At 70.3% G+C, this 14,890-nt stretch carries 16 protein-coding genes; 12 read left to right on the forward strand and 4 right to left on the reverse strand.

The features are described from left to right. Positions 1 to 6 precede the first annotated feature (6 nt). The gene (locus RIC31_RS26115) at positions 7 to 1,818 is read right to left on the reverse strand and encodes an ABC transporter ATP-binding protein (protein WP_350115353.1); all 1,812 of its coding nucleotides are present in this window, start codon (positions 1,816 to 1,818) and stop codon (positions 7 to 9) included. 291 nt (positions 1,819 to 2,109) lie between these two features. On the opposite strand from RIC31_RS26115, the gene RIC31_RS26120 reads away from it, so the two are divergent. The 10 genes from RIC31_RS26120 (at position 2,110) to RIC31_RS26165 (ending at position 12,043) form a co-directional block, all read left to right on the forward strand. Continuing rightward, positions 2,110 to 3,285: an O-antigen ligase family protein gene (locus tag RIC31_RS26120; protein ID WP_350115356.1), complete on the forward strand. Its 1,176-nt coding sequence runs from the start codon at positions 2,110 to 2,112 to the stop codon at positions 3,283 to 3,285. Further along, entirely contained in the window at positions 3,282 to 4,313 is a 1,032-nt protein-coding gene (locus RIC31_RS26125) for a glycosyltransferase family 9 protein (protein WP_350115359.1), read from the forward strand. Before RIC31_RS26120 ends, RIC31_RS26125 begins: the two co-directional genes overlap by 4 nt. Beyond that, the gene (locus RIC31_RS26130; RefSeq protein ID WP_350115362.1) at positions 4,310 to 4,996 is read left to right on the forward strand and encodes a phosphatase domain-containing putative toxin; all 687 of its coding nucleotides are present in this window, start codon (positions 4,310 to 4,312) and stop codon (positions 4,994 to 4,996) included. Before RIC31_RS26125 ends, RIC31_RS26130 begins: the two co-directional genes overlap by 4 nt. Positions 4,997 to 5,066: 70 nt before the next feature. Then, the gene (locus RIC31_RS26135; protein ID WP_350115365.1) at positions 5,067 to 6,050 is read left to right on the forward strand and encodes a fatty acid desaturase; all 984 of its coding nucleotides are present in this window, start codon (positions 5,067 to 5,069) and stop codon (positions 6,048 to 6,050) included. Then, positions 6,047 to 6,904: a helix-turn-helix transcriptional regulator gene (locus RIC31_RS26140; RefSeq protein ID WP_350115368.1), complete on the forward strand. Its 858-nt coding sequence runs from the start codon at positions 6,047 to 6,049 to the stop codon at positions 6,902 to 6,904. Before RIC31_RS26135 ends, RIC31_RS26140 begins: the two co-directional genes overlap by 4 nt. Positions 6,905 to 6,939: 35 nt before the next feature. Then, entirely contained in the window at positions 6,940 to 7,350 is a 411-nt protein-coding gene (locus RIC31_RS26145; protein WP_350115371.1) for a DUF2000 family protein, read from the forward strand. A gap of 403 nt (positions 7,351 to 7,753) precedes the next feature. Continuing rightward, on the forward strand, positions 7,754 to 8,695 hold the full coding sequence (locus RIC31_RS26150; protein ID WP_350115374.1) for an ABC transporter permease: 942 nt from the start codon (positions 7,754 to 7,756) through the stop codon (positions 8,693 to 8,695). Then, a complete protein-coding gene (locus tag RIC31_RS26155) occupies positions 8,692 to 9,585 on the forward strand; it encodes an ABC transporter permease (protein WP_350115377.1) in 894 nt (297 codons plus the stop codon). Before RIC31_RS26150 ends, RIC31_RS26155 begins: the two co-directional genes overlap by 4 nt. A gap of 51 nt (positions 9,586 to 9,636) precedes the next feature. Continuing rightward, a complete protein-coding gene (locus RIC31_RS26160; protein ID WP_350115380.1) occupies positions 9,637 to 11,244 on the forward strand; it encodes an ABC transporter substrate-binding protein in 1,608 nt (535 codons plus the stop codon). 136 nt (positions 11,245 to 11,380) lie between these two features. Further along, a complete protein-coding gene (locus tag RIC31_RS26165) occupies positions 11,381 to 12,043 on the forward strand; it encodes a PRC-barrel domain-containing protein (protein ID WP_350115383.1) in 663 nt (220 codons plus the stop codon). Between the two features lie 13 nt (positions 12,044 to 12,056). Here RIC31_RS26165 and RIC31_RS26170 read toward each other — a convergent pair whose 3' ends face one another. The 3 genes from RIC31_RS26170 to RIC31_RS26180 form a co-directional block, all read right to left on the reverse strand. Further along, complete coding sequence (locus tag RIC31_RS26170) at positions 12,057 to 12,476, reverse strand: GNAT family N-acetyltransferase (protein ID WP_350115386.1); 420 nt, start codon at positions 12,474 to 12,476, stop codon at positions 12,057 to 12,059. Between the two features lie 175 nt (positions 12,477 to 12,651). After that, a complete protein-coding gene (locus tag RIC31_RS26175) occupies positions 12,652 to 13,263 on the reverse strand; it encodes a glutathione S-transferase family protein (protein WP_350115389.1) in 612 nt (203 codons plus the stop codon). A gap of 46 nt (positions 13,264 to 13,309) precedes the next feature. Next, the gene (locus RIC31_RS26180; protein WP_350115392.1) at positions 13,310 to 13,768 is read right to left on the reverse strand and encodes a VOC family protein; all 459 of its coding nucleotides are present in this window, start codon (positions 13,766 to 13,768) and stop codon (positions 13,310 to 13,312) included. Positions 13,769 to 13,937: 169 nt separating this feature from the next. Between RIC31_RS26180 and RIC31_RS26185 the strand changes: the two genes are divergently transcribed. Both RIC31_RS26185 and RIC31_RS26190 read left to right on the forward strand, forming a co-directional pair. Continuing rightward, complete coding sequence (locus RIC31_RS26185; protein WP_350115395.1) at positions 13,938 to 14,249, forward strand: DUF1330 domain-containing protein; 312 nt, start codon at positions 13,938 to 13,940, stop codon at positions 14,247 to 14,249. A gap of 23 nt (positions 14,250 to 14,272) precedes the next feature. After that, the coding region (locus RIC31_RS26190; RefSeq protein ID WP_350115398.1) for a fumarylacetoacetate hydrolase family protein at positions 14,273 to 14,890 on the forward strand (618 nt) is incomplete at its 3' end.

Raw genomic sequence — 14,890 nt, forward strand, 5'->3', positions numbered from 1 at the left:
CTGGCCTCAGCGCCCGGCGGCGACGGCCGCCGGTTGCTCGTCGTCACGGAACTGCAGGGCGTGCAGCCGCGCATACAGCCCACCGCGCGCCAGCAGCTCGGCGTGGGAGCCGGACTCCACCACCCGGCCGCGCTCGAAGGCGTGGATCACGTCGGCGTTCTGCACGGTCGAAAGCCGGTGGGCGATCACGATGGTGGTGCGCCCGACCATCAGCCGGGCCAGCGCTGCCTGGATCTGCCGCTCGGACTCGGTGTCAAGCGCGCTGGTCGCCTCGTCCAGCAGCAGGATCGGCGCGTCCTTCAGGATCGCCCGCGCGATGGCGATGCGCTGGCGCTGGCCGCCGGACAGCTTCAGGCCGTGCTCGCCGACCCGGGTGGCGTAGCCGGCCGGCATCTCCGAGACGAAGCCGTGCGCCGCCGCCGCCTCGGCGGCCGCCTCGACCTCGGCGTCGGTCGCTTCCGGCCGGCCGAAGCGGATGTTCTCGGCCACCGTGTCGTCGAACAGCACGACCTCCTGGCTGACCACCGCGATCGCGGCGCGCAGGCTCCGCATGGTCAGGCCGCGCACGTCACGGCCGGCGACCTTCACGGTGCCGTGCTGGACGTCGTAGAAGCGCGGGATCAGCTGCAGCACCGTGCTCTTGCCCGCACCCGACGGCCCGACCAGGGCGGTGACCTTGCCGGCCGGCGCGGTCATGTCGAGGCCGGTAAGCGCCTCAGTGCCGTCGGGATAGCTGAACCCGACGCCCTCGAACGCCACCGCCGCCGGCGCGCGCGCCAGCGCCACCGCGTCCGGCGCGTCGGCGATCGCCGACTGGCGGTCGAGCAGGCCGAACAGCCGCTCGGCCGAGGCCAGCCCCTCCTGCATCGTGGTGTTGACCTTGCCGAGGCCGCGCAGCGGCTGATAGGCCATCAGCACCGCCGCGATGAACGAGAAGAACGCGCCCGGCGTGGTCACCCCGTCGATCACCCGCAGGCCGCCGTAGACGATGACCCCGGCGACCGCCAGGCCGCCCAGCACGTCGATGATCGGCTGCACCGCGGCGCGCACCCGGCCCTGCCGGTAGGCCAGCCGGAACAGCGCCTCGACCACCTCGCCGACCCGCCGGCGCTCGGCCGCCTCCATACCGTAGGCCTTGATCACCCGGATGCCCTGGAACGCCTGGCCGAGCAGGGTCGTCAGTTCGCCCATGCGGATCTGCGACTCGCCGGACACCCGGCGCATGCGCTTGCCGAGCCTCTGGATCGGCGCCACCGAGACCGGCGCCACCACCAGCGCGATCAGCGACAGCAGCCAGTCCTGGTAGACCATGACCGCCGCCAGGAACACGATCGACAGACCGTCGCGGCCGAGCCCGACCAGCGCGGTCGACACCGCCTGCCGAAGCGCCTGCACGTCGTAGGTGAAATGCGAGACCAGGGTGCCGGTCTGGCGGCTCTGGAACAGCGCCACGTCCTGCTCCAGCAGGTGCGCGAACAGCCGCTCCTGCACGTCGGCCACAATGCGCTGGCCGACGAAGGCCAGCACCGCCTCCTGCAGGTAGGCGGCGACCGACTTGACCACGAAGATCGCCAGCACCCCGCCACCGATCAGCCACAGCATGTCGCGGTCGCGTTCGACGAACACCTTGTTGACCACCGGGTCCAGCAGCCAGGCCGAGCCGGCGGTCGCCGCCGCCACCACCGCCGAGGCGACCGCCGCGCCGACCAGCCACAGGGCGTAGGGGCGCACGAAGTCGCGCCACAGCCGGCCGAGCAGCGGCCAGCTGCGCTCGTCGGCGATCGGGATGCGGCTCTTCTCGGGCTTGGAAGTGCTCATCGGGGCTCGGCGGGCGACCGGCCCGGGCCGCCGCAGGGTCCGGAATTGCTGTGTCGGGGCTTGGCCATACGGTCCGTGACGCGCTTTCCAGCGCGGGGGCGCTGTGTTAGTGGGTACGGCCCGCTCAACCTAGTGCCGAACGTCCGATGGCGCCACAGATTGTTGGCCGGACGGCCGCCGCGGCGACCGCCGCCGGAACGGCCGCCGAGGAGGCCCGCCATCACGCCGGCTGACCCCCAGACTGCCGAGGCCGGCCACGCCCGCACGGGCGGCGACGCGCTCGCGACCGCGGTGCTGTCCGCCGGCCTGTTCCTGTTCCCCGCCATAGGCGCCGCGTCCAAGCAGGCGCTGGCCCCCCTGGCGATCGCCCTGGCGGCCGCCCTGCTGGCCCTCACGCTGTGGCGCGACCGGCGGGCGGCCCTGCCGTCGCCGTCGGTCGGGCTGCTGTTCGTGGCCTTCTTCGGCTATGTCGCGGCGGTCCACCTGCCGCCCGCACCCGGCATCGCCGGTATCGGCGAGACCCTCGAAAAGTTCGGCATGCTGGCGGTGGTGCTGTGGCTGGCGGCGGCCGGCTGGACCCGGGTGGCGGCCTGCGCCCGGCTCGACCGGGTGGCGATGTGGACGCTCGGCGGCCTGGCGCTCGGCTCGCTCTTCCTGCTGATCGAGCTCGGCTTCGACGCGCCCCTGCACCGGCTGGCGGACGGGCTCGGCCCGGCCGCGACGGTCGATCCGGCGCGCTACAACCGGCCGGCCGTGGCCATGCTGCTGCTGTGCCTGCCGCTCGCCGGCCTGCTGGCCCGCCGGGTCGGCCGGCGGCATGCCGCCGTCGCCCTGCTGCTGGGCGCGGCCCCGGTGCTCGGCGGCGACTCGGCGGCCGGATGGCTGGCGGCGGCGGCCGCCGCCCTAGTCTATGCCGCCGCCCGCCTGCGCCCAGGCGCCGTGCTGGCGGTCGGCGGCGTCCTGACCCTGGTCATGATCGTGGCCGCCCCGCCGATCCTGGCGACCGCCTACCAGATCGCGACCCGCCACGAGATCCGGATGCCGCTGTCCTTCACCGACCGGCTGGAGATCTGGGACCACGCCGCGGCCGAGGTGGCGAAGGCGCCGGTGCTGGGCCACGGACTGGGCGCCGTGCGGAGCCTGCCGCTGACCGACGAGCAGCGCGCCCGCTATCGCTTCCACAAGGCGCCGTCGACCCATGCGCACAACGCCGCCCTGCAGCTGTGGGTCGAATTCGGCGCGGTCGGGATCGCCGCCGGGCTCGCCCTGCTCGGCATCGCCGCCGCTGCGATCCGGCGCCTGGACCGGTCCGCCCAGGCGACCGCGCTGGCCACCGCCGCCGCCCTGCTGGTCATCGCCATGCTGTCCTTCGGGCTGTGGCAGGAGACCTGGCTCGGCCTGATCGGCGTGACGCTGGCGCTGCTGCGGCTGGCGGCGCTGCCGGTCGACCGGGCGCCTGCGCCATGAGCGGCGGCCCCGCGCCCGAAAGCGTACTGGTCTATGTCGGCCTCGACCTGGTGGGCGACGGGCTGATGAAGCTGCCCTTCGTGCGGGCCCTGCGCAACGCCTGCCCCGGCGCCCGCATCGTCTGGCTGGCCGGCAAGGGCCGCAGCACCTATGCGGGCGTGCTGGCGCCGCTGGTCGAGGGCCTGATCGACACGGTGGTCGAGGAGGCCGGCGTCGGCCTCGGCTGGGACGAGCTGCGGCGCCCGGCGCTCGCCGGCACCCCACTGGCCGGGCAGCGCTTCGACCTGGTCCTCGACACCCAGCGGCGGGTCAAGACCACGCTGCTGCTGCGGCGGATCCCGCACCGCGAGTTCGTGTCGGGTGCCGCCGGCTACTGGCTGTCCGACCGCCGGCCGCCGCGCGGCCACCGCCGGCCGCCGGCGATGATCCGGCAGATGCTCGACCTGCTGGAGGCGGCGACCGGCAGGCCGGCGGTGCCGACGGTCACCCGGGTCGCCGACCCGGAGTCCGCCGCCCTCGCCGACCGCCTGCTGGCGGGTCGTGACCGGCTGGTCGGGTTCGCGCCGGGCGCCGGCGGGCGGCAGAAATGCTGGCCGCTCGACCGCTACGTCGAACTCGCCCGGCGCGTCGCCGCGCGTGGCCGGACCCCGGTCTTCCTGCTCGGCCCCGACGAGGCCGACTGGGCCGCCCGGATCCGCGACGCCCTGCCCGACGCGGTGCTGCCGCTGCAGGACCCGGCCGCCGGCGCCCTCGCCGGGTCGCCGCTGCTGACCATCGCGGTCGCGGCGCACCTCGACGCGGCGGTTGCCAACGACAGCGGCGGCGGCCATATGCTGGCGGCCGCCGACATTCCGCTGCTGTCGCTGTTCGGCCCGACCCCGCCGGCCAAGTTCGCGCCGTTCGTGAGCCGCGGGGCCGTCGTCCGGGCCCAGGACTTCGGCGGCGGCGGAATGGACGCGATTCCCGTCGATGCCGTGGACGCGGCGCTCGAAACCCTGCTGGCCGCCGCCCGACACGGACACCGATGATCGACCTGCCCCACCGCGCCGCCCCGACCGAGCCGATGACCACCGACCAGCGCCGTCGCGCCTGGTGGAACATGCTGCTGGTCGACCACGGCTTCCTGCGGCACTTCTACGTCCATCGCCACAAGGTCGCCGACGGGGTGTGGCGGGCCGCCCAGCCCGGCCCGCATCACCTGGAGCGGTTCGCCGCGGAGGGCGTGCGCACCATCCTGAACCTGCGCGGACCGCGCGTGGAGTGCGGCGCCTACCGGCTGGAGCGCGAGACCTGCGCGCGGCTCGGCCTGACCCTGATCGACTTCCCGATCCGCTCGCGCGCCTGCCTGGACCGCGAGACCATCCTGGCCGCCCTCGACCTGTGGGACGGCCTGGAGCTGCCGTTGGTCATGCACTGCAAGTCGGGGGCGGACCGCACCGGCTTCATGGCCACCCTGTACCTCTGGCAGGTCCGCGGCGTGCCGCTGCGCCGGGCGATGGACCAGCTGTCCCTGCGCTTCGGCCATGTCCGCCAGGCCAAGACCGGGGTCATCGACTTCTTCTACGAGAGCTATCTGGCGGCCGAGGCCCGGACTGGCATCGGCTTCCGCGAGTGGATCGAGACCGAGTACGACCCGAAGGCCCTGACCGCGGCGTTCCGGGAGAACTGGCTGGCCGGGATCCTGGTCAACAAGGTCCTGCGCCGGGAATAGGCCGCGGGTTGACCCCGGCGCGCGACGGCGACACGCTGCCGCACTGCACCATCGACCATGGGAGGTGCCGGTGGAGGGCTTCGTCGGGCGGCGCGGGCTGATCGAGCCGCAGCGGCTGAAGGAACTGTCGGGGCGGTCCGACCTCAAGGGCGCGACCCAGATGGCCGGCCACCTGGGGGCGCTGGCCGCGACCGGTATCGCCCTGCACCTGGCCTGGGGCGGTTGGTGGGCGGTCCCTGCCTTCCTGGCGCATGGCATCGTCCTGAACTTCCTGTACGCCGCCCAGCACGAGCTGAGCCACGCCACCCCGTTCAGGACCCGCTGGCCGAACCTGGCGTTCGGCCGGGCGATCGGCTTCGCCATGCTGTACCCGCGCGACTTCGACCAGATCCAGCACTTCGCCCACCACCGCCATACCCAGGACTGGGAGCGGGACGGCGAGCTGGCCGGCCGGCCGCGCTACACGCTCGCCAGCTACCTGCTGTGGATGTCCGGCCTGACCTACTGGCAGAGCCGGGTTGCCCGCATCCTGCGGCTGGCCCGCAGGGTGGTGGTCGAGCCGTACATCCGCGAGGTCGAGAAGCCGCTGGTGATCCGCGAGGCGCGCTGGCACCTGGCCGGCTACGCCCTGATCGCCGCGGTCTCGCTGGCGTCCGGAAGCTGGGCGGCGGTGCTGTACTGGCTGGCCCCGATGGTCGCCGCGAAGCCGGTGCATCAACTTCAGAATACAATCGAGCATCTTGGCCTAACACATTCTTCCGACACACTTTCCAATACCAGAACGATTCGCACGAATCCGGTGCTGCGCCGGCTCGGCTGGAACATGGCCTATCACACCGCGCACCACACCTTCCCGGCGGTGCCGTTCCACGCCCTGCCGGCCCTGCATGCCGAGATCGTGACGCGCAGCGGCCGCGAGCCGCCGACCATGGGCTATCTGGAATTCCAGGCCCGGATGATCGCGGCGCTGGCGCGCGGCGGCGAGGCCGCCTATGGCGACGACCGGTCCTGGGTCGTCGCCCCGGCCGCCCCGGACCGCCGGACCGCGGCATGACCCGCACGGTCGCCGACGAAGTCCGGTTCTGGCGGCACGGCGGCACCGGGGTCGAGCTGCTGAAGGCCCGGTTCGGCGGCCATGCCTACGACCGGCACGCCCACGACAGCTACGCGATCGGCGTCACCCTGCAGGGCCGGCAGGGCTTTCACCATCGCGGCCGCCGTCACGTCAGCACCCCGGGCCGGATCATCGCCATGAACCCGGACGACGCCCATGACGGCGAGGCTGCCGGCGACGAGGGCTTCACCTACTGGATGCTGTACCCGTCGGCCGGGCTGTGGCGCGGCCTGCTGGAGGATGCCGGCGAGCGGCCGGCCGATCCGCCGTTCTTCGCCGACACCCTGGTCGACGACCCCGGCACCGCGCGCCGGCTGCTGCGGCTGTGCCGGGTGCTGTGCGACCCTGCCGGCGACGCGCTGGAGGCCGACGAGGCGGTCGCCGACGCCCTGCTGCCGCTGGCCCGCCGGCACGGGCGCGCCGGCCCGCCGGCCGCGACCCGCGCCGGCGACGCAGCGATCGCCCGGATCCGCGACCTGCTGCACACCCACTACGAGCGGGAGTTCAGGCTCGACGACCTGGCCGCCGAGGCCGGGCGCAGCCGGTTCCAGGTCTCCCGGGCGTTCGCCGCCGCCTACGGTCTGCCGCCGCACGCCTGGCTGACCCGCCGCCGCCTGGCGGTCGCCCGCGAGCTGCTGCTGGCCGGCGAGCCGGCGGCCGAGGTCGCGACCGCCGTCGGCTTCGCCGATCAGAGCCACCTGATCCGCCGGTTCAAGGCCAGCTACGGCATCACCCCCGGCGAGTTCCGGGCGGCCTGCACGGACGTCCAATCCGCGGCCCCGGCCGGCGGCTAGTTCGGTACGGCACAGGCCGTCACCGGGAGCCGCCCATGAACCACGACACCAAGATCGCCATCGCCGTCCGCGCCAACCTGGCGACCTGGCAGAAGCTGAACGTCACCGCCTTCCTGGCGAGCGGCGTCGCCGCCCAGGCACCAGGCAGCATCGGCGAGCCGTACCGCGACGCCGACGGGGTCGGGTATCTCGCCATCTTCGGCCAGCCGGTGGTGGTGCTGGCCGGCGACGGCGCGGCGCTGACCAAGGCGCACCGCCGTGCCCTCGAACGCGGCCTGGCCCTGGCGGTCTACACCGAGGGCATGTTCAGGACCGGCAACGACGTCGACAACCGGGCGGTGGTGGCGGCCCTGCCGACCGCCGAACTCGACCTGGCCGGCCTGGCCGTGCATGGCGACCGCCGCGACGTCGACAAGGCCCTGAAGGACCTGAAGCTGCATCCCTGACGCCGCGGCGGCGAGTGGGTTCCGGCTCGATCCGGTCAACTGACGTTGGCCGTCTCGTCCGGAATGACGTCGAAAGGGGAAGGCGCTTGGTCTGCCCCCGCCGGCGTTCGAGCCACCCTCGGTCGTCATTCCGAACGACGCCGCCGCCCCGGCGCGGTCGAGCCGGAACCCATCCGCCGTCGGGCTGCCGGAGCGGTGGCCCGCCGATGATCAATCGGGCGCCAGCCTGCTCAATTCATTCGCACAACGGAGCGACAAATCCGACGGGCGGCCCGAAAGCCGCAGCGGCGAAGGCGCGGATATCGGGGACTTGGCCATGCCTCTCGACTCGTGCAACGCTTGGCATGGTCGTTGCCAAGGCAACGACGGTCGTCCCTCCTCTGGCGTCAGGGTTCCCCTCGCCGTGCTACAGCACATCGCCCACCGACTGCTGATCTCGATTCCCGTCCTGATCGGCGTCCTGCTCATCGGATTCCTGCTGCTGCAGGTGGTCCCGACCGACCCGGCTACGGTGATGGCCGGCCCCACCGCGACCCACGAGGAGATCGCGGCGATCCGCGAGTCCATGGGGCTGAACGAGCCGGTCTTCGTGCAGTTCGGCATCTACCTCTCGCGCGTGCTCCAGGGCGACCTCGGCCGCTCGATGATCTCGAACACCGCGGTGGCGACCGAGCTCGCCAACACCGTCGGGCCGACCATCGAACTGATGCTGGCCAGCCTGATCTGGGCGGTGCCGCTCGGGGTGATCCTCGGCACGCTCGCCGCGGTGCGGCGCGGCCGGCTGTCGGACCGGGTCATCATGGCGATCTCGGTCGCCGGCGTGTCGATGCCGATCTTCTGGTTCGGCCTGATGCTGATCCAGTATGCCGGCTTCCACTGGAAGCTGTTCCCGTTCCAGGGCCGCGGCGGGCCGCTGTGGACGCTGGACGGACTGGACCACATCGTGCTGCCGGCCCTGACGCTCGGCGGCGTGTTCATCGGCCCGGTGGCCCGCATGACCCGGACCTCGCTGCTCGAGGTGCTCGGCAGCGACTTCGTGCGCACCGCCCGCGCCAAGGGCGTGTCCGAGTACCGAGTCGTGGTCGGCCACGCACTGCGCAACTCGCTGATCCCGGTGGTCACGCTGATCGGCCTGCAGATCGGCTTCCTGCTCGGCGGTGCCGTGGTGACCGAGACCCTGTTCGCCTGGCCCGGGGTCGGGCGGCTGGCGGTCGGCGCCATCGTCTCGGCCGACTACGCGCTGGCCCAGGGCGCCATCCTGGTCCTCGCGCTTTCCTTCCTCATGGTCAACCTGGTGGTCGACGTGTTGTATGCCGTCCTCGATCCGCGGGTGCGGGCCCGATGACCGAGCTGTCCGCCACCCCGGCCGCGATCCTGCCGGACGACGCCCCGACCGAACGGCTCAAGCGGCCGTCGATCCTGCGCAAGCTGCGCCGCGACAAGGCGGCGATGCTGTCCGCCGGCTTCCTGGCCGTGGTGGTCGCGCTCGGCCTGCTGGCGCCCTGGATCGCGCCCTACGACCCCTACGACAACAACCTGCGGATGATGCTGAAGCCGCCGAGCGCGGCGTTCTGGCTCGGCAACGACGGCCTCGGCCGCGATATGGTCAGCCGGCTGCTGTTCGGCATCCGCACGACCCTCGCCATGGGCCTGCTGGCGGTCCTGGCCGGCGGCTCGATCGGCGCGGTGCTGGGCCTGACGGCGGCGTATTTCCAGCGCCTGGAAGGCCCGATCATGCGGGTCGTCGACATCCTGCTGTCGTTCCCGTCGATCCTGTTCGGCCTGGCGATCGCCGCCGTGCTCGGCGCCGGCACCACCTCGATCACCATCGCGCTGACGGTGGCGGCGGTGCCGTCGATCGCCCGCATCACCCGGGGCGCGGCGATGGTGGTGATGCAGCAGGAGTACATCTCGGCCTGCCGGGCGATCGGCATGAGCGACGCCCGCATCATGTTCCGCCACCTGCTGCCGAACTGCGCGTCGACGATCTTCGTCTACCTGACCCTGCAGCTCGGCCAGACCATCCTGCTGGGCGCGGCGCTCAGCTTCATCGGCCTCGGCGCCCAGCCGCCGACCGCCGAGCTCGGCACCATGGCGGCCGACGGCCGCAACTTCCTGTTCTTCGCGCCGCACGTCTCGACGATCCCGAGCGTGGTGATCTTCATGATCGTGCTCGCCTTCAACGTTCTCGGCGACGCGCTGCGCGACGTGCTCGACCCCAGGCTCCGCCAGTGAGGCGTGCGGAGCCCGGACGCCTGGACTGCAATCAACAAGGAGGGTGAAGCGATGAGGACACCGAAACGGGGCACACTGCTGGGGACGCTGGCGCTGGCCGCCCTGCTCCCGGCCGCCCTGCTGCAGGCGGCGGCGCCGGCCGCGGCCCAGAGCACCGTCACCGTGATGCGGACGATCGACACCGACCGCTACGACCCGCACAAGTCGACGGCGCGCTCGACCGCCGAGGCGCTGTTCATGGTCGGCGACACCCTGGTCGCGCTCGATCCCGACCTGAAGACCGTCCACCCGCTGCTGGCCAAGTCCTGGACCGTGTCCGAGGACGGCAAGCTGTACACCTTCAAGCTGCGAGACGACGTCACCTTCTGCAGCGGCAAGAAGTTCACCGCCAAGGACGTCAAGGGCTCGATCGACCGCTGGCTCGATCCGGAGACCAAGGGCGTGGTGAAGAACCGCGCCGGCGACGTGAAGGAAGTGCGCGCGGTCGACGACTACACGGTCGAGTACGAGCTGACCCAGCCGTATTCCGAGCTGCTGTTCCAGATGACCCAGCACTTCCACACCATCATCAACATCGATCAGGTCAAGGAACTGGGCGCCGACTTCGGCGTGAAGGGCTTCGACGGCACCGGCCCGTACTGCTTCGAGTCCTGGGAGCCGCGCAACGAGCTCGTCCTGAAGAAGCACGAGGCCTACAAGTGGGGCCCGGCGTTCTACGACAACAAGGGCCCGGCCAAGGTCGACAGGCTGGTCTGGAAGATCGTGCCGGAGGACAACAACCGGGTCGCCGGCATCCAGTCGAACCAGGGCGACGCCACCCAGTACATCCCCTACTGGGCGGTCGACCAGCTGGAGGCCAACCCGCAGATCGCGGTCACCAAGGCGCCGAACTACTTCTGGACCTATTTCGTCGGCTTCAAGATCACCCGCGAGATCGCCGACGACCTGACCATCCGCAAAGCCCTCAACCTGGCGGTCGACCAGAAGGCGATCGCCGAGGGCCCGTTCTTCGGCAAGGCCGAGCCCGCCTACTCCTACATCCACCCCAACGTGCTCGACTACAACAAGCAGGGCGTCGACCAGTCGCTCTTCGGGTTCGACCCGGAGGCGGCGAAGAAGCTGCTCGACGAGGCCGGCTGGAAGGTCGGCAGCGACGGCTTCCGCTACAAGGACGGCAAGAAGCTGCATCTGCTCGCCTACAGCTTCACCAACATCTGGCAGCAGATCATGGAGGCGATGCAGGGCGACATGCGCAAGGTCGGCGCCGAGCTCGAGATCCAGGTGTTCGACGCCACGGTGATCTGGGGCAAGCTCGCCACCCAGGACTTCGACATGTTCACCATGTCGTATCCCTACGTCTCGGCCGGCGACGCCATGAACCTGTACTTCCCGTCAGCCAACCGGCCGACCCCGAACCGGGTCAACTGGGCGGACGACGAGACCGACAAGTGGCTGCTGGAGGGCCGCGGCGCCCTGACTCCGGAGGACCGCTTCGCGGCCTACGCCAAGATCCAGAAGAAGGTGCACGACGCCGCGATCTGGATCCCGATCGTGCACGAGCCGATGTTCGTTGCCGCCGGTCCGCGCCTGAAGCCGATCCCGGCCCATGGCATCTACGGCGCCGGCCTGTACAAGGGTCTCGGCATCGAGCTGAAGTAACCGGGTCCGCCTGTTGGAACCGGCAGCGGGGCCGCCCATCGGGCGGCCCCGTTCACATTTCCGCGCCGCCTTTCCGGAACGCCTGCGGGGTCTCCCGCGTTTCCGGTGCGAACGACCATCCGCAACGGAGACCTGCATGCCCGGACGCAGCGGCTGTGCCGCACTGGCCCTCGGCACGGCGCTGCTCGCCGCCCTGGGGACCGCCCCCGCCTTCGCCGACCCTCCCGACCAGACCGCCAAGACCTGCATGGACGAGGCCGCCCGGTTCCAGAACGCCCTGGCATCGATCCCGCTGCCGCCGGATGAGCGCGAGGAGATCGAGCGCACCCTGGTCCACGCCCACGAGGAGGCGAAGGGCGGCAACGCCACCGCCTGCCACAACGCCCTCGGCCGCGCGCAGCACTTCGTCGAAGAGGCCGGCGGCCGGCCGATGCTGGCCGAGATACCGGCGCCGCAGAGCCCCGTCAGCACAGGGATCGCCCAGTTGCTGGCGCAGGCCGGGCTGACCGAGGCCGCGGGCGCGACCGTGGCGAACGCCGACGGCGAGACGGTCGGCGCGGTCGACCGGGTGGCGCGCAGCCGGGACGGGCGCCGGACCTTCCTGGTGGTGGGCATAGGCGGCTTCCTCGGCATCGGCGAGCGCGACGTTGCGCTGCCGCTGGAGGCGTTCCGGCCCGGGGTCAAGCAACTGACCCTGGCCGGCTACGACCGGCCGGCGCTGGAGGGGCTGCCGGCCTATGACCCGGCCGACGCCCTGGCGGTCGCGCCGCCGGCCGCCGGCAATGCCCCGCCCGACTGACCGGGGTCGCCCCCTACAGCCACTTCTCCATGAAGATCAGCTCGTCGCGCCCGTAGCCGAGCCGCCGGTAGAACCGCTCGACCCCGGCGTTGTCCGGCTCGATCAGCAAATTGACCTTGTCGCAGCCGATCGCGGCCAGGCGCCCCTCGGCCTCGGTCATCAGCCGGTCGCCGAGCCGCCCGCCGCGGGCCGCCGGGTCGACCGCCAGCCGGTTGATCCAGCCGCGCCGGCCGTCCCAGCTTGCCATCACGCTGCCGACGATCTCGCCGTCCCGTAGCGCCGCCAGGAACAGCCCGCCGCAGAACTCGATCAGGGCCGCCAGCCGCTGGTCGGTGTCGGAGGCGCTCGGATGCAGCCCGCAGCGCTCCCACAGCCCGCGCAGGGCCGGCAGGTCGGCGGCGACGGCCGGGCGGATGACGATGGTGTCGGTCATGAAGATCTTGGTGCGTCGGAGCGGCGGGTGGGTTCCGGATGCGCCCCACTTGCGGTGGTCCGCTCCGGAATGACGATAGCAGGAGAAACGCCCCGTTCTTCGTCATTCCGGACCGGGTCGCCAGCGGCGGCACGGAGCCGGAACCCACGAAGCGACGGGCTCCGTGGCGTCCCCCTCAGCCCGCCGGGATCTCCATGCCGCGCTGCACCGCCGGGCGGGCCATCAGGCTGTCGAACCAGCGCTTCACGTTCGGGTAGTCGGCGAGGTCGACATGCTGCCACTCGTAGCGCGCCACCCAGGGCAGGATGGCGATGTCGGCGATCGAGTACTCGTCGTTGGCGAAGAACGACTTGCCCTCGAGATGGGCGTCCATCACCGCGTACAGCCGCCGGCACTCGGTGCCGTAGCGCTTCTTGCCGTAGGGGACGTCCTCCTTGGCGGCGCGCTCGAAATGGTGGACCTGGCCGAAGATCGGCCCGACCCCGCCCATCTGGAACATCAGCCATTCGACCGTCTTCCACTTGCCGTCCGGATCCTGCGGCCAGAATTTGCCCGACTTTTCGGCGAGGTACATCAGGATCGCACCGGATTCCATCAGCGACCTGCCGTTGTCGCGGTCAACGATCGCCGGGATCTTGTTATTCGGGCTGATCTTCAGAAAAGCAGGGTCGAACTGCTCGTCCTTGCCGATATTCACCGCATGTGTCGTATAGTCGAGCCCGCACTCCTCAAGCATGATGGAGACCTTGCGGCCGTTCGGCGTAAACCAGGTGTAAAAATCGATCACGTGTTGCTCTCCCTTGCGTCGCGATAACTGGTTCGAAATTGACTTTTCAGCGTGTCAGCTCGGACGCCATGACATCCGCCTTGATGCCGCCCGCTTCCGCGGCGGCGAAGTTGAGTTCGACCTTCACCCCATTCGGATCGAGCAGGAAAAGCTGAAATAGCCCCTGATCGTCGACCTGGCGTCGCGTGTACGCGATTCCCTTCGCGTCAAGGTGCGCCATCATTTCCGGCAACCCGGTCGCCCGAAAGGCGACATGGTCGACGACACCCGATCCATGCGTCTCGGTCGTCTGCTGGCCGAGATATTTCTTCCGGTTTTCGGACACGGCAGCACCCCCGGTCGTCAGATGAAGGACCGGCTCGTCGCCAAGATACAGCCAGTGAACCGGGAATTTGAAATCCGGATGGGGCCCCGCGACCATTCCCAGGACATCCACATACCAGTCTCGCGTTCCATCAAGGTCTTCGGCCTGTATCAGAAAGTGCTCCAGATGGGTAAGCGGCATTTTTCTTCCACCCGTGTTTGTTTGCCTTGCCGCACACTATCCTATTTTTCTGGGCGACGAAATCACAGGGTCGTGGGATGATCGCGGGCCCCCACGCCGGGAAATTTTCCCGCTCAACGGAAGTCAGATCGGCTATACCTGCCGCCAGCGGAATTTAGGGAGAAACGGCATGACCGCCTACTGGCTGGCCCGCGCCAAGATCAACGACTACGACGAATACATGAAGTACGCGACCAAGGTCCCCGACATCCTGAAAAAGTTCGACGGCAAGGTCCTGACGCGCGGCGGCAATCACAAGACGCTGGAGGGCCGCGACTATTTCGAACGTTTCGTCGTGATCGAGTTTCCGTCCCTGGCCGATGCGGAAGCCTGTTTCAACTCACCGGAATACAAGGCTGCCGCCGCTTTCCGCCGCCAGAACAATGTGGGCGACAACGAGCTTACCATCGTCGAAGCCGACGACCTGACACCGACAGACTGAAATCGCAAACAGGAGACCGATACGTGACCAGCTATGCCGTAAAGCCGATGGAAATTCCCTGCGTCCCCGTCGCGGGGACGGACGACGTGTTTCCCGTCCGCCGCATCTATTGCGTGGGGCGGAACTACGCCGAACACGCCCGCGAAATGGGCTCGGACCCCGACCGCGATCCGCCGTTTTTCTTCATGAAGCCCAACAACACGATCATTCAGGACGGCGCGAATTTCCCCTACCCGTCCCAGTCGAAGAATGTCCACTACGAGATGGAGCTGGTGGTCGCGATCGGCAAAGGCGGCAAGGATATCCCGCAGGCGAAGGCCAACGACTACATCTTCGGCTACGCCGCCGGCCTCGACATGACCCGGCGCGATCTGCAGACGAAAATGCGCGAAGCCGGGCGGCCCTGGGAAGTGGGCAAGGCGTTCGACGATTCCGCGCCCTGCGCCGAGATCCAGCCGACGTCGAAGATCGGCCACCCCTCGACCGGCGCCATCTGGCTCAAAGTCAACGGCGAGACCAAGCAGAACGCCGATATTTCGGATCTGATCTGGAACGTACCTGAAACCATCGAATATCTCTCGGGCCTGTTCGAACTTCAGCCGGGCGACCTGATCTACACGGGCACCCCGGCCGGCGTCGGC

It is taken from the genome of Thalassobaculum sp., from assembly GCF_040219615.1.
Lineage (GTDB): Bacteria > Pseudomonadota > Alphaproteobacteria > Thalassobaculales > Thalassobaculaceae > Thalassobaculum_A.

Bases quoted from the DNA above. Each gene is read 5' to 3' on its own strand.
- RIC31_RS26115 (WP_350115353.1), bottom strand. From the start codon at position 1,818: ATGAGCACTTCCAAGCCCGAGAAGAGCCGCATCCCGATCGCCGACGAG.
- RIC31_RS26125 (WP_350115359.1), top strand. From the start codon at position 3,282: ATGAGCGGCGGCCCCGCGCCCGAAAGCGTACTGGTCTATGTCGGCCTC.
- RIC31_RS26130 (WP_350115362.1), top strand. From the start codon at position 4,310: ATGATCGACCTGCCCCACCGCGCCGCCCCGACCGAGCCGATGACCACC.
- RIC31_RS26140 (WP_350115368.1), top strand. From the start codon at position 6,047: ATGACCCGCACGGTCGCCGACGAAGTCCGGTTCTGGCGGCACGGCGGC.
- RIC31_RS26145 (WP_350115371.1), top strand. From the start codon at position 6,940: ATGAACCACGACACCAAGATCGCCATCGCCGTCCGCGCCAACCTGGCG.
- RIC31_RS26155 (WP_350115377.1), top strand. From the start codon at position 8,692: ATGACCGAGCTGTCCGCCACCCCGGCCGCGATCCTGCCGGACGACGCC.
- RIC31_RS26160 (WP_350115380.1), top strand. From the start codon at position 9,637: ATGAGGACACCGAAACGGGGCACACTGCTGGGGACGCTGGCGCTGGCC.
- RIC31_RS26165 (WP_350115383.1), top strand. From the start codon at position 11,381: ATGCCCGGACGCAGCGGCTGTGCCGCACTGGCCCTCGGCACGGCGCTG.
- RIC31_RS26170 (WP_350115386.1), bottom strand. From the start codon at position 12,476: ATGACCGACACCATCGTCATCCGCCCGGCCGTCGCCGCCGACCTGCCG.
- RIC31_RS26180 (WP_350115392.1), bottom strand. From the start codon at position 13,768: ATGCCGCTTACCCATCTGGAGCACTTTCTGATACAGGCCGAAGACCTT.
- RIC31_RS26185 (WP_350115395.1), top strand. From the start codon at position 13,938: ATGACCGCCTACTGGCTGGCCCGCGCCAAGATCAACGACTACGACGAA.